We start from the raw sequence: 15248 nt of genomic DNA on the forward strand, positions 1-15248 counted from the left end.
ATAACATTGCTTATGGAAAAAGTTACCGCCCAATGGCTGCAAAGCATTGATGCCCTTAAAGATGTGCCGCTTGAACAATTACAATGGTTTCTGGATAGAAGCGAGCAAATAACGCTGCAATTAGGCGACAGTGTTTTTGTACCCAATAACCCGATAAAAGGCACTTATATTGTTGTTGACGGAAGCTTTCGCCTATGCATGCCCCAAGGCAAAGAAATGCGCGAGGTTGCTGTGTTCGAAGCTCAGGATATTACCGGGCATTTACCTTTTTCGCGCGGGAAGATAACCATTGGCAATGCCGAAGTTGTAGAAACGCTAACTGTTTTGTTCTTCCCGATAGAACAGGAACAATCAATGATCCGCAGTCAGTTTGAGCTGACGCAGGCCCTGGTGCACGTTATGGCCAACCGCATCCGCGATTTTACGGCCTTGCAGCAGCAAAACGAAAAGATGATGGCGTTGGGTAAGCTATCTGCCGGACTGGCGCACGAGCTGAATAACCCGGCATCGGCAGTAGTACGTGGTTCTGTCTCGCTTTTAAAACACCTAAAGCTGGTCCCTGATGCCTTTAAACGGGTAATGGCCCTTAAGCTGAGTGTTGATGATGTTACATACGTTAGCGATAAACTGTTCTCGGTAGTATGCAAAGATGAAAAGCCCACCCTAAGCATGATGGAACGTTCAGAGAGAGAAGATGACGTACTGGATTGGCTGGACGAATACGAGGTAGAAAACAGTCAGGAGATAGCGGAAAGCCTGGTTGATTTTGGTTTTTCTGTTGATGACCTGGATGATTTCAAGAAGCACATTCCACAGGAAGCGCTTTCATCCGTTTTTGGCTGGATCAACAACAACCTGGTTACCGAAAAAATGGTGATAGATATTGAAGAAGCATCCCGCCGTATTGCCGAGCTGGTGGGCGCGGTAAAAACCTTTACCCATATGGATCAGGGGCATGGTAAGCAATATGCAGATATCCATAACGGCATTCGTAATACGCTAACCATGCTTCAGCATAAAATAAAACACGGTAATGTTAAGGTAGAAGAGTTATTTGATACTACGCTGCCCCCCGTTAATGCCATGATTGGCGAACTAAACCAGGTTTGGACCAACCTGATTGATAACGCGTTGGATGCTATGGATGGACGCGATAACGCGGTGTTGCAAATTAAAACCGGCCGCGCTAAGGAATGTGTGCAGGTTTGCATTATTGACAATGGCCCGGGAATCCCTGAGGAAATTAAAAGCCGCATCTTTGATCCGTTTTTTACCACTAAGGAAGCCGGAAAAGGCACAGGCCTGGGTTTAGATGTAGTAACCAACATTGTAAAGCAGCACAATGGCAAAATTAAGATCGAATCAGAACCGGGGCGCACGGTTTTTATTGTTGAGTTTCCGTTTAATGGTTAACAAGCCTATTTGTATCTTTATATCACAATGAGTTTACCTATCATATTTTGTATTGACGATGACGCCCAGGTTTTAAGGGCCATTACCCGCGACCTGAAAAGCCGCTACCGCGAGGGTTATAGAATTTTAAGTACCACCAACATACAGGAAGCTTTAGATAGCTTGCTCGATCTGAGTAACAAAGGCGAGAGCATCGCTCTTTTTATATCAGACCAGCGCATGCCCGATATGCCGGGTGTTGATTTTTTGGCAAAGGCGCTCAAGTACTTCCCCGAAGCAAAACGGGTGCTACTTACTGCTTACGCCGATAAGGATGCCGCTATACAGGCTATCAATGCCGTTAAGCTGGATTACTACCTGATTAAACCCTGGGATCCGCCCGAGGAAAAACTGTTCCCGGTTATTGATGATCTGTTGGATAACTGGCAATGCGACTATCATCCCGTTTTTAAAGGCATTAAGGTAATTGGTTACCAATACTCGCAGCGATCGCATGAGCTGAAAGACTTTTTGGCCGGCAACCTGGTACCTTACCAATGGCTTGACGTGCAAACAGAAAAAGAGGCGGAGAAGATGATGCAGCACAACAACCTGTCGGCTTCTGATCTGCCCGTTGTTTTTTTAGAGGACGGCAAATTTTTGACCAACCCCGGCATTGTGGAGATTGCCGACAGGATTGGCCTTAACCCACAGATACAACGCCAGGATATATATGATGTGGTGATAATAGGCGCTGGTCCCGCTGGTTTGGCGGCAGGCGTTTATGGCGCTTCCGAAGGTTTAAAAACTTTGCTGATAGAGCGGCGCGCACCCGGAGGGCAGGCGGGCACAAGTTCGCGGATTGAGAATTATCTGGGTTTCCCTACGGGTTTAAGCGGAGCGGAGTTAACCCGCCGGGCCATGACACAGGCCGCGCGTTTGGGCACCGAGTTCCTTTCGCCGCAAACGGTTAAGGCTATACAGCAAAAGGATGGTTACAAACGCATTGTAATGGAAGATGCCGAAGATATAGTAACCCGCAGTGTAATAGTTACCACCGGGGTTGATTACCGCAAGCTGGAAACCCCAGGCATGAGCCAGTTTACCGGTGCAGGCATTTACTACGGTGCCGCTATGACGGAAGCTACGGCCTGCCGTGATAAAGAAGTTTATGTAGTTGGCGGCGGTAACTCTGCCGGGCAGGCAGCCATGTACCTGTCTAAGTTTGCTAAAAATGTATATATCCTTATCCGTAAGGATAGTTTGAGTTATACCATGTCGGCTTATTTGATTGACCAGATAGCAGGTGAGTCCAACATCCATGTAATGCCTAAAACAGAGATCACTTCGGCTTATGGCTCAGAAAGATTGGAGCATTTGGATATACAGGACCTGTCAACAAACGAGATCACCCGCAAGACAGCCGATGCCCTTTATATTTTTATTGGCGCCAAACCTTTTACCGATTGGTTGGGACTTGATATTATTAAGGATGACCGCGGCTTTGTTGAAACCGGGCGAGACCTGAAGTTGAACAGCGATTTTGACAGGATCTGGAAACAAAAACGAGACCCGTATCTGTTAGAAACCAGCTGCCCCGGCGTATTTGCCGCAGGCGACGTTAGGGCCGGAGCCATGAACCGTGTTGCTTCAGCCGTGGGCGAAGGCTCAATGGCTATTAGTTTTGTACACAAATATTTAGCGGAGGTAAAATAATGGCAAATACATGCACGCACATAGAGGCACTTACTGAACTTAAGGTAGCGGATGAACTGGTTTGCGAGATCTGTATCAAAAACCATGGCCGCTGGGTGCACCTGCGCACTTGCCAAACGTGTGGCGTAACCCTGTGCTGCGATGATTCGCCCATGAAGCATATGACTGCGCACTACCACGAAACCGGCCACCCGGTTATCTCCTCGGCGCAACCCGGCGAGCGCTGGTTATGGTGCCATCCGGATGAGGTTTTTGCAGAGTATTGATTGTGAAGCGTGAATGATGAAATGTTGCAGATATAAATAGCAACAGATGCAACACTTTGCAACAGCGTTTTTTTCAACTAGCTTATCGTTAATAAGTTATCACAATTGCATGGTTAAACACGCAACACTTTGCAACACACTTATTCGTATGGGAGTTTAGCTATGAATTGCCTGTAAGGCAATGATAGTCAGCATTTTAAAAATTATAAAAACACTGTTAAGCTGCAACTCCTTTAGGAGTTAAAGGTCGGTAGAATAGAAAAGCGTGCCGCAGGTACGTAAACTTAGATGCCATACCTGCGGCACGCAACATTATCTTCCTTTTATTTTACCTACCGGCTATTATTTCTTCAATAACCTTACCTCATAGATATTGGCAGTGGTTGATCCTTCTGCAGCGGCAAATTTAACGGTCAACCCGCCGTTCATCGCCTTGCTTAAAACTTCAGCAGGGATAGGGTAATCAACGGTGAAGAAGTCATTCCCGTTGGTGCCATCTAACGCAACTTTGCCAATAAACTGGTCGTTAACCAATATATTGAATTGCTTATTACGCTCATTACCTAAATAAGTAAGGCGAATGGTTGCTCCTTCTTTATTCTTATCAACCAGTTTATAGCTGAACCAACCTTTGGCATTGCGGAATTGACGGCCGCGGGTTACACCGGTAGCAGAGTTCTCACTTTCAATAAAATGATCTGATTCCGGTTGTTGCTCTCCACTATATATTACATCAACAGTGGCGGCGGCCAATTTAGCGGCAGCCTCTTCTTCGGCGGCAAGTTTTTGTTTTATTACCTCAAAACTTTGTGGTGTTTCCTTTTCAAAGTAAATAACATAACGGTTCTCGTGTACCTTATAAAAAGGAACAAGTTTTAGCGACTGGAATTTTTCAGGATAAACCAAACCCTTCATGCTATAGGTGAGTGGTTGATTGCCAACCGGCTTAATAAAGCTGGCATCGTTGGTTGTAGCAGTACTTACAAACATCGGCATGTTTTGCAAAGGTAATATCTTACCGGCGGGCGCATGGCCCATCCTGCTGTCGTCTGCAAACAGCACAGGGATGTCTTTATTACCTATTTCGGCAGCCATAACAATAGGGCCGTGTATTACTGCTTCGTAATTAGAATTATCCGGCATGCGCTCGGTTTTGGTTTGCATTGGCAGGTCAACAGTTACCTTGTCACCTTTTTTCCACGCCCGTTTAATGGCTACATAACCGTTAGCCTGTTTTGTTACCGCAAAGGCTTTGCCGTTTATGGTAACTTTCAATCCGTTATCTTTTATCCATGATGGATATCTGACCTGAATAGTAAACTGTCCGCTTTTTGTTTCTGTTACGGTAAATGATGTTTTTTCTGTTTCGGGGAAGGTGTTATTCTGCGTTAAAACAACGCCTTTTGCTTTCCAGTTTACTGTTGATGGGATAAACAGGTTTACAAAAAGGTTATTAGCATCATGCGCATAGATCATTTCGGCATACTTGGCGTGGTTTTCCATGCCCGAGCCTACGCAGCACCACATACTGGTTTCGGGCTGCGAATAAATGCGGTAATGGCCCGGGCGCATTGGCGTAAAATAAACAAAGCCACCCTTTGTTGGATGCTGCGATGACAAGATATGATTGTAAAGCGCACGCTCATAAAAATCCATGTACCCCGAAGTTGCATCTGTTAAAAACAGAGCCTCGGTAAGTTTTAGCATGTTGTAGGTATTACAAGTTTCGGGACCTTGCGTTTCTGTGATCATTGACGAAAAATCATTAGCAGGGTTAAAAAGCTCGCGTCTGCTATTACCGCCGATGGCAACGGTACGCTTATTAACTACGGTGTTCCAAAAAAATCTCGCAGCCTCATCATATTGGTTATCACCACTTACGTCGGCAATACGTTTAAAGCCGATAACTTTTGGTATTTGCGTGTTAGCGTGTAGGTTGTCTAACTTATCTTCGTCTTTTTCCAACGGCTCCAATATAGCTTTGTGCGAAAAGCTATAGGCCGCGGTTAAATATTTTTTGTCGCCGGTTAATGCGTAAAGGTCGGCCAGTTCTTCATTCGGTCCGCCATGCTCTGTTCTAAGTATGGTTTGCAGTTGCTCCGGCGTTAAAGTTGTGCTCAGCTTTACAAACCAATCGCCAAATTTAATGAACATGTTTTTAGCTGTTTGGCTTCCTGTTAAAACATAAGCATCGCGCAGCCCAGCAAAAGTTTTGTGGATATTATAGAAAGGCACCCATTTTTTGCCTATGGCACCAACATTTCCTTTAAAAACCTCGGCCCATAGCTCTTTGCTGCCGGGTACGCCGCCAACATAGCCATCGCCATTAGCATCCTGGCATCTCTTTAGCTCATCCAGCATATAATTTAAACGCTTTAACGCCTCCGGGCTTCCGTTTGAAGCATACATCAGCGCCAATGCGGTAAGATAATGCCCGCCCACGTGGCCATCAAGCCCGGTGTTTTCCCAATTGGTGTAGCTTTTTGCCTTGGCAGGTAATCCGGCTTCACGCAAAAACGGTGCAAGCAGCCTGTCGGGGTCCATGGCTAGCATGTATTTAAGATCGACACTTTCAGCAGATTTAAACGGACTGGGCAATAAATGCACATCCTTTATCGGGAATAGCTTAAGCCCCGGCGCATCCGGTTTTGAGGGTATCTGGGCCTTAACCGTCAGGCTGCAGCTTATTAAAGCGATGGCAAAAAATGCTTTCATAAAATCTATTTTAAAAGAGAAAATTGGTATGCGAATTTAAAAATTCAATATTACAATTATAACTGTATTAAGAACAATTAATTTTAATATCCAGTACATCGTTTCATAAAAACGCCCCGATACTTATAACAGTATAGGGGCGCATAATTATTTAACGGGGGTATTGCTTGTTACTTACCAACCGTTGTTTTTATTTTAATAATACTTACAGAATACGGACTGAACGAATGCGAGAATGATTTGCCCAAACCCTTTAAGCTGGTTGTTACCGGTACAATGTGTTTAGGGTCGGTAATAGAGTTAGTAGATTCCGGTTTATCACCTTTAAGCTCTATCAGCGTACCTGTAGATGCAACTGCTCCGGCTCCTTTCAGGTCCAGTGTAACATTCTCGGCGTGGTCGGCCACATTTACCACTTTTAAATAGATGGTTCCGGTTTTGCTGTCTTTAGTGGCAACATAGTATAAAGAAGGGCGCTCGGGTTTTTGCTGCCTTCCGCGGCGTTGCTGTGGTGCCAGGGTTTTGTTAATAGCTGCTGTATCAATGTGCAGCATGGGCAGGTTGCTAACGCTAACAGGTACAACCTTGTTACCAATATTATTATTGAACATGGTTTGAACATAGTACGATGGTGAGCCATAGCTTGTCAAGGCGTCATGCCCTATCAGATCTGATGCCCATTGCATGCCTGCCGGTTCGCCCGTAGCCTGGTTGCGTGGGTTAACGTTAACAAATAATGGCGCGAAACAAGACATTAGCACAATATCGCTATTGCGCTCCATGCCTGTCATAAACGCGGCATCGCCCAGGGCAGAGATCAAGTTAGTAGTTGGCGATCCTTCGCGCGTGGCCCACTCGCCTACAAATATCTTCGGCCCTTTTGTACGGTCGTAGTTATCATATTTAAAGGCATCTTCCTGCATTTGCCACGAGTTTTGGTAGTAGTGCTCGTCCTCCATATCAACCGGCGGGCCGCTGGTTACTCTTTGCGTTGGATAAACTTTAGTGGCTATAGTTGATATTACTTTTAACTGCGGATATTTTTTGTTGATAGCAGCCCTGAACTGGTTAAATCTGCCATCGTATGAGCCCGATTTGTCAAACCAATCCTCGTTACCCACCTCTACATAGTGTAGCTTAAATGGTGCCGGGTGGCCATCTTTAGCGCGGCGCGCACCCCATACAGTAGTTTTGGCATCGCCTATTATGTATTCAATTTCTTCTAAAGCATCTTCAATATAAGGCTCCAGCAAGGGGCCTGCATCAACATGGTCGCCATTTAACGAGTAGCCTGCGTAAACACCCAGTAAAGGTTCCATATGCGCATCCTCGCACCATCCTAAAAACTCATATAAGCCCAGGCCGTCTGTAGCGCGGTAACCCCAGCTGCCCGGGTGACCAGGTCTTTGCTCCAACGGGCCCAAAGTAGTTTTCCATGGAAAACGGTCGGCCAGGTAAGGTCCTTCAAGATAGTTACCCCCCGGGAAACGTAAAAATGCAGGTTTCATATCTACCAACAGCTGCATCAGGTCTGTGCGGCTGCCGTTTGGCCTGTTGCCATAAGTAGGCGGAAATAATGATACCAGGTTAAAATAGTATAAACCTGTTCTGTTGGTTGATATTACAAAGTGGGCATCCTTAGTTGGGGTAATACCGGCTTGTGTGGTTAGCTTTAAAGCATATTTTTTCCAGTAAGGCGTTTTCTCCAGGTTTATTGTTCCCGATGCATAAACGGTTTTTCCGTCATTGCTCTCCAGGCTAACCGTAATTGGTCCTGCGGTATTATTTTCAATAACCGGTATAGGTACAGCGTTAGCCTGCGGCGGGCGGTTACCGCCCCGCGCGGGCGGCGGTGCCTGGCCCGCTCCTTTTATATAAAAAGACGCGCTGTAAGTTGTGGCTGGCTTAACAGGAATACCCCAAAAACCAGAATTAGCAATGCCTGCGCGTGTGCCTGGTTGTTCAACCGTTAATTTCAGGCAGGTGGTCAACGCGTCGTTAATTGCGTGGCCGCGTTCGGCATTGGGTACATTTTGCGGGTTAGCGCCAACCAGTTGAATGGCGGCTTTAGCATCACCCTCGCTAACAAGGCTCCAGGCATCAGGCTTGGCAGGGTTGTTTTTAAATATTCGGTTGCGTATCAGCTCGGCATATAAGCCGCCATCGTAGGCATAGTTTATCTCCTCCGTCATTAAACCATACAGCATTGGGCTAACCGTTGTGCCGGGTTTAGTTAAATCTAGCGTTAATTTTGTGTTTTGGGCATTTACGGTGCTGCAAAAACAAGCAAGCCCTACCGCGGCATAAAAAAAGTGAAGTTTCATAATTAGATTTTTTAAATGTACTTTTTACATTTAATTTTCTCGAAATTATATAGGATATTCGAAACATCAAAACCTAACCAAGTATTAATTTAGTGACGGAGCCTTAAATACAAATGTTGTTTGTTATTTAGGCCTTTGTTACACTTTAAAACGGTTAAAAAAACAATTTAAAATCTGCAAAAAATGGAACGATTTTGCTTTGCCCTTGATCTGGTAGACGACGAAAAATTAATAGCCGAATACGAACACTGGCACAAGGCCGAAAACGGTTGGCCCGAAATACGGAAAAGTATTTTAGACGCGCATATTACAGCGATGGAAATATACCGCACAGGTAACCGTTTGTTTATGATAATGGAAGTAACCGACGAATACTCGGTAGAACAAAAAGCGAAGATGGATGCGGCTAACCCTAAAGTGCAGGAGTGGGAGCAACTGATGTGGAAATTTCAGCAGGCTTTGCCCTGGGCTAAACCCGGCGAAAAGTGGCTGGCCACTAAGCTGATATTCCAATTATAAGTTAACTACGCTGAACCAGTTTAAAATAGAGATCTAAATAAAACCAATATGAATACCTTTTTTAAGTGCCTCACTTTAGGTGTGGGATTGGCTGTTGCCGGCATCCAGACATCAGTTGCCCAAAAGGCCCCCGAGCCGTTACCCGTAGTATTTGCTGATGTGCCCGATCTGGCCATGATCCGCGTTGGCGATACTTATTATATGAGCAGTACCACTATGCACATGAACCCCGGTTTGCCTATTATGAAATCAAAGGACCTGGTGAACTGGCAATTGGTAGGCTATGTTTACCAAACTTTAGGCGATAATGATGATCTTAACCTAGTAGGTAAAAAGAACGCCTACGGCAAGGGATCATGGGCAAGCAGCTTGCGCTACCATAACGGCACCTATTATGTAACCACATTCTCAAGCACTACGGGCAAAACCTATATTTTCACATCAAAAAATATTGAAAAAGGCCCATGGGTAGAGCACTCCTTTAAACCATCATTGCACGACCACTCATTGTTTTTTGACGATGACGGCAAAATATATATGGCTTACAATGCAGGCCGCATAACACTGGTGGAACTAAACGAGGACCTATCGGGTATTAAACCTAACACCCAGCAGATAATTATACCAAACGCCAGCCTTCCTGCCGGTACAAACATCAATCTGCAGGCCGAAGGCTCACAACTTTTAAAACATGACGGTAAGTATTACCTGTTCAATATTACCTGGCCACGTGGCGGTATGCGCACCGAAGTAATGCACCGTGCGGATAAAATTACCGGACCATGGGAAGGTAAGTTGGCTTTTCAGGACCTGGGCGTAGCGCAGGGCAGTTTGGTAGACAATGCTAAAGGCGAGTGGTTTTCTTACCTGTTCCGCGATTACGGATCAGTTGGCCGTGCGCCGTACATTCTGCCTGTAAAGTGGGTGGATGGCTGGCCTGTGATTGGCGATAATGGAAAATTCCCGGCAGATCTTAATCTTCCGGCAAGCAAAGGCTTAATACCGGGTTTAGTTAACAGCGATGAGTTTACCCGCAAAAAAAGCGATCCTGCCCTGCCATTGGTTTGGCAGTGGAACCATAACCCTGTGAATGATAAATGGTCTGTTACAGACCGCCCTGGATATTTAAGGCTAACTACAGGCCGCATAGACAGCAATGTTTTACAAGCACGCAACACCTTAACGCAACGCACATTCGGGCCTACATCATCCGGAGCAACTTCAATTGATGTAACCAACATGAAGGATGGCGATTACGCCGGGTTACTGCTGCTGCAAAAAAAATATGAATGGGTTGGCGTAAAGGCTACCGCTACAGGCAAAGCCATAGTAGTAGGCGACGGACAGGGTGCCAAAGAAGTTGAAGCGGCTAATATTCCTATCAACCAAAAAGTGGTTTACTTTAAGGCCGACTGCGATTTTACCAACCGCGCCGATAAAGCCTATTTATATTATAGCCTTGACGGTAAAGCCTGGACAGCAATTGGCAATGAGCTTAAAATGTCGTACACGCTGCCACACTTTATGGGTTACCGCTTTGGTTTGTTTAACTATGCTACTAAAACCACAGGCGGTTATGTTGATTTTGATTACTTTAGAATTAGTGATAAGATTACCGCGAAAAAGTAAAATTTTAATCGCCTGAAAAACACATAAAGCCACAATTGCGCCATCTGTTAGCGTGATTGTGGCTTTTTCTTTTTGGCACCAGCGGGTTACAAAAGTGGGCAAAAAGCATAATGATGCTTACCCAATATTCATATTAAAATAAAAGATTGAAACCTTTTTTATTTCAATTGTTTATCGTAATATAGTATGTACCAATTAAATAACCCCGCTTATGAGAAAAGTTGCAGATATCCTCCGTCGCAAAGGGCAGAATGTATTCAGCATTGATGCCGGCACCTCTGTTTTAGAAGCTTTAAAATTAATGGCCGGAAAAAACATCGGCTCGGTTGTTATTACAGAAAATGGTGTGTACGCCGGTATTTTAACCGAGCGCGATTATGCACGAAAGGTTATCCTGATGGGGCGCTCATCTGAAGCAACAATTGTACGCGATATTATGAGCACCGGCATACCCCAGGTTGCACAGGCCGATTCTATAGACCAATGTATGCACCTGATGAGCGAGGGAAATGTAAGGTACCTGCCGGTTTTTGATGGCGATAAACAGATAGGCATTATATCAATAAATGATGTGGTTGCAGAAACTATTTTACTGCACGAGCAAACCATTGAGCACCTGCAGAGCTATATCCATTCTTAGCGATAACCGGATTGCGCTTAATTTTAGCTAACTTGGCACTTTTACATATAAAGAGTGACGTTTCAGGAATTTAATTTTAACGAACAATTAGCAGATGGCATCAGCAGCATGGGTTATACCCAGGCTACCCCAATCCAGGCCATGGCTATCCCCGCCATATTAGATGGTAAAGATCTGATAGCCTGCGCTCAAACCGGCACAGGCAAAACCGCATCGTTTTTGCTGCCGGTAATGGAGCTTATAGGACGCGTTGACGCGGATGAAACCCTTGCCCTGGTGCTTACCCCAACACGCGAGCTGGCCCAACAGATAGACCAGCAGGCCGAAGGCTTAGCTTATTTTACAGGCGTAACCTCAATAGCCGTATTTGGTGGCGGCGATGGCAGTGTTTATGAGCAGCAGCGACGCGGCATACAGAACAATGTTAACATCATTATTGCAACTCCGGGCAGATTAATAGCGCACCTTACATCCGGCGTGCTTAAGCTGAATAAAATAAAGTATTTAATATTAGACGAAGCCGACCGCATGTTGGACATGGGCTTTAGCGATGATATAATGCGTATCATAAGCTATCTGCCTAAACAACGGCAAACCCTGCTTTTCTCAGCGACTATGCCGGGCCGTATCCGCACTTTGGCAAAGAAAATACTGACCGATCCCGAACAGATCAACATTGCTATATCTCAGCCTGCTGTTGGCATAGACCAACAGATTTACCGCCCGCACGACCAGCAGAAGGTGCCTTTGTTAAGGCATATTTTAAAAGAAGGCAATTACGTTAGCACAATAGTATTTGCATCGCGCAAAGAAATAGTGCGATCATTAGCAAAGGAACTTAAGGCGGCGGGGATAAAAGTGGAAGCCTTTCACTCAGATCTGGAACAGCGCGAACGCGAGGAAATACTACTACAATTTAAAAACAGGCAGCTACCTGTTATTATCGGTACCGACGCGCTTTCGCGGGGGATTGATGTAGAGGGGATAGACCTGGTGGTGAATTTTGATGTGCCAGGCGACGCCGAGGATTATATCCACCGCATTGGCCGTACAGCACGTGCCGAAACCACAGGTACCGCTATAACTTTTGTAAATCACCGCGACGAACGCAGGCTGAAAAGTATTGAGGAATTGATGGACCGCAAAATTACGCAGCACCCTATCCCTGAGCATATTTTAAGCATTGCCGAAGTTAAAACCGCGCACGAAGCCAAACCTAACAGGGGCAATAATAATCGCAGGAAGCCTTTTAAAGGGAATAGGAAGCCGGGGGGAAATAAAGGGTAATTGCTTTTAACTAGTTAATAGACTCGCGCCCTTTTTGTCGCTTGGTTAGGCCATTACCGCGCTTATCTTGCCCCGCTAGGGCCGCGGATGGCCTTTTTCTTTTTCTTGATAAAAAGAAACAAAAATCAAGTCAGCAGAGAGGCTTCTTTGCCGCACAAGGCCTTTACCTGCAAATCAGGTAAAACCACGGGCTGTAAAATTTTGCCCTGCTATCGCTCGCACAGACCCCCGCTTCAGCAAAAGGTTACTATGCCCCTACCACCGCACGGGCCTGCAGTTTTGCCTGATTTCACCCGAAGCTTATCTGCTGACTGATTATGTTCAGATAAAGAAATAACGATACACAATGAAAAATAAAGAAGCGTTGGCCTGTCAGGGTGCGCAGCCGGGAGTCTGGCCTGTGTAATGGCAGCGATCAGCCTGACTTGATCTTTTGGTTACTTTTGGATCAAGCCAAACGGCGTAGCCTTCTTGAGTGCCTTAAAAACAACAACTCACGAAAAACGTAACAGGCTCCGCGCCAATTGAGCAGGGCGAGCCCGGGCGAAATGACAAGTTTGCTATGTCCCCCAACCCTCGTACCAATCTAAACTTAGGTCATTCCAATCAGGATTTTCAGAATTTACGAGGTCAATCTTGTTTTGCCTTGAACCGGCTTTGAGTTGCTTTTCGCGCGCTATTGCATCTTGTATCCATTGGTATTCTTCATAATAAACCAACTTATGGCACGCGTATTTCTTAGAAAAGCCTTTGTAAATCCCTTGTTTATGTTCCCAAACCCGCCTTTGGACATCATTAGTTACACCAATATAGATCACGGTATTACCTTTATTGGTAAGCATGTAAACGTAATAGAGATGAGTTTTAGGCATTATCAAAAATCGATTTTCTGTCATTGCGAGGTACGAAGCAATCGCACGGAGAAAGGTTCGCTATGCATAGTTCGCGATTGCTTCGTACCTCGCAATGACAATAAGATAGAACATATTACCCAAACAACTCGCTGCTCAAATACCTGTCGCCACGGTCGCAGCAGATGAAGACTATAACACCTTCCTCTAGTTCTTCAGCAAGTTTTATCGCTGCCGATAATGCGCCGCCGCTGCTCATGCCTGCAAAAATGCCCTCTTCACGGGCCATTTTGCGGGTCATTTGTATGGCATCTTCTTCTGCAATATCCATTACCCTGTCAACGCGACTTGGATCAAATATTTTAGGCAAATATGCTTCGGGCCAGCGGCGTATGCCGGGTATAGACGAACCTTCGGTTGGCTGGCAGCCTACAATTTGTATGTTGGGGTTAACTTCCTTTAAAAACTTAGAGCATCCCATTATGGTACCGGTAGTACCCATGGCGCTTACAAAATGCGTAATGCCCTGGTTGGTATCGCGCCATATTTCGGGCGCGGTGGTGCGGTAATGCGCCATGTAATTATCGGCATTGGCAAACTGGTTCAATAAAAAATACTCGCCGGTTGCCCCCTTTTCTTCCGCATAGTCACGGCAGGCTTCTATGCCCTCTAATAAAACCACCTTAGCGCCAAAGGCCTCCATGGTGAGGGTGCGTTCGCGGGTTGAGTTGGATGGTAGCACTAATTCTATCTCAATACCAAAAAGGCCTGCTATCATGGCTAAAGCAATGCCGGTGTTACCGCTGGTTGCTTCAATCAGTTTTGTGCCTGGTTTTATATCACCGCGCTCCAACGCGTTCTTTATCATGCTGTAAGCGGCGCGGTCTTTAACGCTTCCACCGGGGTTATTGCCCTCCAGCTTACCAAAGATTTTTACTTTAGGATTGGGGTTAAGCCGGGTGATCTCCACCAGCGGCGTATTACCTATCAGGTCAAGCATTCCTGCCATACTATTCTGTTTTTTCGGTGTTTTTTGAAACCTTTATCATTGGGGTATGATAAACGGTAGAGTGCGGCTCAACGCTGGCGGTTATCCAAACGTTGCCGCCTATAACACTATCGTGCCCAATAACGGTGTTGCCGCCCAATATGGTAGCGCCCGAGTAGATCACGACATTATCCTCAACCGTTGGGTGGCGCTTGGTATGGGCCATGTTTTTTGCTACGCTAAGCGCGCCAAGGGTTACGCCCTGGTAAAGCTTTACATTTTTGCCTATCTGGCTGGTTTCGCCAATTACAATGCCGGTGCCGTGGTCAATATGGAAGTATTCGTCAATTTCTGCTGCCGGATGTATATCAATACCTGTTTTTGAGTGCGCGTGTTCTGTCAAAATTCGCGGTAGCAACGGCACATCCAGTTTAACCAGGCAATTAGCCAGCCGGTAAAATGAAATGGCATAGAACCCCGGGTAGGTACGCACTACCTCAAATTCGCTGCGGGCGGCCGGGTCGCCATTAAAAATGGCTTGTATATCGGTATTTAAAATATTGTAAAGCGCGGGTAATCCATCAAAAAATGCGTTGGCCACCTTTTTATTGTCGCAATCGCTGCACTCGCGGGTGGCATCCATTATATGGCAAAGCTCATCGTTCAGTCGCGCAAATTCTTCGTGTAGCTGGGGTAGCGTAAAAAAAACCTTTTTTGATTGCTCGGGATATAACAAACGAATAACCTGCAAACCCCAGGCGGTTATCTCTTTGTTAGAGGGCAACGCCGCGGCCTGCTGCTGTTTATCTAAAATTTGCCTGTAAAAATCGTCGTTCATTCGTGGTTATACCATTGCCGCACAAGTTTAAATAAAAAATTGTTGTTTGCAGGTAAAAAAAACGCTCGGGTCCGGCTAACAAA

General features: G+C 45.6%; 12 protein-coding genes. 7 read left to right on the forward strand and 5 right to left on the reverse strand.

The window, feature by feature from the left end; all coding sequences use genetic code 11:
- Nucleotides 1-12 precede the first annotated feature (12 nt).
- From ACFQZS_RS18800 to ACFQZS_RS18810, 3 genes are read left to right on the forward strand one after another with little or no spacing between them, the layout of a single operon-like run.
- Complete coding sequence (locus tag ACFQZS_RS18800) at nucleotides 13-1413, forward strand: sensor histidine kinase (protein WP_377102558.1); 1401 nt, start codon at nucleotides 13-15, stop codon at nucleotides 1411-1413.
- A 27-nt stretch (nucleotides 1414-1440) separates the two neighbouring features.
- Entirely contained in the window at nucleotides 1441-3108 is a 1668-nt protein-coding gene (locus tag ACFQZS_RS18805) for an FAD-dependent oxidoreductase (RefSeq protein ID WP_377102559.1), read from the forward strand.
- Nucleotides 3108-3374 (forward strand): UBP-type zinc finger domain-containing protein, encoded by a 267-nt coding sequence (locus ACFQZS_RS18810; protein ID WP_377102560.1) that lies wholly within the window; start codon nucleotides 3108-3110, stop codon nucleotides 3372-3374. Before ACFQZS_RS18805 ends, ACFQZS_RS18810 begins: the two co-directional genes overlap by 1 nt.
- Nucleotides 3375-3716: 342 nt before the next feature.
- Here the strand turns inward: ACFQZS_RS18810 and ACFQZS_RS18815 are convergent, their stop codons facing one another.
- Together ACFQZS_RS18815 and ACFQZS_RS18820 are read right to left on the reverse strand one after the other, a co-directional pair.
- Nucleotides 3717-6089: a beta-L-arabinofuranosidase domain-containing protein gene (locus ACFQZS_RS18815; RefSeq protein WP_377102561.1), complete on the reverse strand. Its 2373-nt coding sequence runs from the start codon at nucleotides 6087-6089 to the stop codon at nucleotides 3717-3719.
- Between the two features lie 170 nt (nucleotides 6090-6259).
- The gene (locus ACFQZS_RS18820) at nucleotides 6260-8413 is read right to left on the reverse strand and encodes an alpha-L-arabinofuranosidase C-terminal domain-containing protein (protein WP_377102562.1); all 2154 of its coding nucleotides are present in this window, start codon (nucleotides 8411-8413) and stop codon (nucleotides 6260-6262) included.
- Between the two features lie 183 nt (nucleotides 8414-8596).
- On the opposite strand from ACFQZS_RS18820, the gene ACFQZS_RS18825 reads away from it, so the two are divergent.
- From ACFQZS_RS18825 to ACFQZS_RS18840, 4 genes are all read left to right on the forward strand, one after another.
- Complete coding sequence (locus ACFQZS_RS18825) at nucleotides 8597-8932, forward strand: L-rhamnose mutarotase (RefSeq protein ID WP_377102563.1); 336 nt, start codon at nucleotides 8597-8599, stop codon at nucleotides 8930-8932.
- A 48-nt stretch (nucleotides 8933-8980) separates the two neighbouring features.
- Complete coding sequence (locus ACFQZS_RS18830) at nucleotides 8981-10561, forward strand: glycoside hydrolase family 43 protein (RefSeq protein WP_377102564.1); 1581 nt, start codon at nucleotides 8981-8983, stop codon at nucleotides 10559-10561.
- A gap of 211 nt (nucleotides 10562-10772) precedes the next feature.
- The gene (locus ACFQZS_RS18835; RefSeq protein ID WP_377102565.1) at nucleotides 10773-11201 is read left to right on the forward strand and encodes a CBS domain-containing protein; all 429 of its coding nucleotides are present in this window, start codon (nucleotides 10773-10775) and stop codon (nucleotides 11199-11201) included.
- 54 nt (nucleotides 11202-11255) lie between these two features.
- Entirely contained in the window at nucleotides 11256-12488 is a 1233-nt protein-coding gene (locus tag ACFQZS_RS18840) for a DEAD/DEAH box helicase (protein ID WP_377102566.1), read from the forward strand.
- Nucleotides 12489-13048: 560 nt separating this feature from the next.
- Here ACFQZS_RS18840 and ACFQZS_RS18845 read toward each other — a convergent pair.
- The 3 genes from ACFQZS_RS18845 to epsC all read right to left on the reverse strand — a co-directional run bounded on the left by ACFQZS_RS18845 (nucleotide 13049) and on the right by epsC (nucleotide 15165).
- A complete protein-coding gene (locus ACFQZS_RS18845; RefSeq protein ID WP_377102567.1) occupies nucleotides 13049-13384 on the reverse strand; it encodes a GIY-YIG nuclease family protein in 336 nt (111 codons plus the stop codon).
- Between the two features lie 91 nt (nucleotides 13385-13475).
- Nucleotides 13476-14348, reverse strand: coding sequence for a cysteine synthase CysM (gene cysM / locus ACFQZS_RS18850; protein WP_377102568.1), 873 nt, complete (start codon nucleotides 14346-14348; stop codon nucleotides 13476-13478).
- Nucleotide 14349: 1 nt separating this feature from the next.
- A complete protein-coding gene (gene epsC, locus ACFQZS_RS18855) occupies nucleotides 14350-15165 on the reverse strand; it encodes a serine O-acetyltransferase EpsC (RefSeq protein WP_377102569.1) in 816 nt (271 codons plus the stop codon).
- Between the last annotated feature and the right edge of the window lie 83 nt (nucleotides 15166-15248).

The sequence above is a fragment of the Mucilaginibacter calamicampi genome (genome assembly GCF_042676765.1).
GTDB classification, from domain to species: domain Bacteria; phylum Bacteroidota; class Bacteroidia; order Sphingobacteriales; family Sphingobacteriaceae; genus Mucilaginibacter; species Mucilaginibacter calamicampi.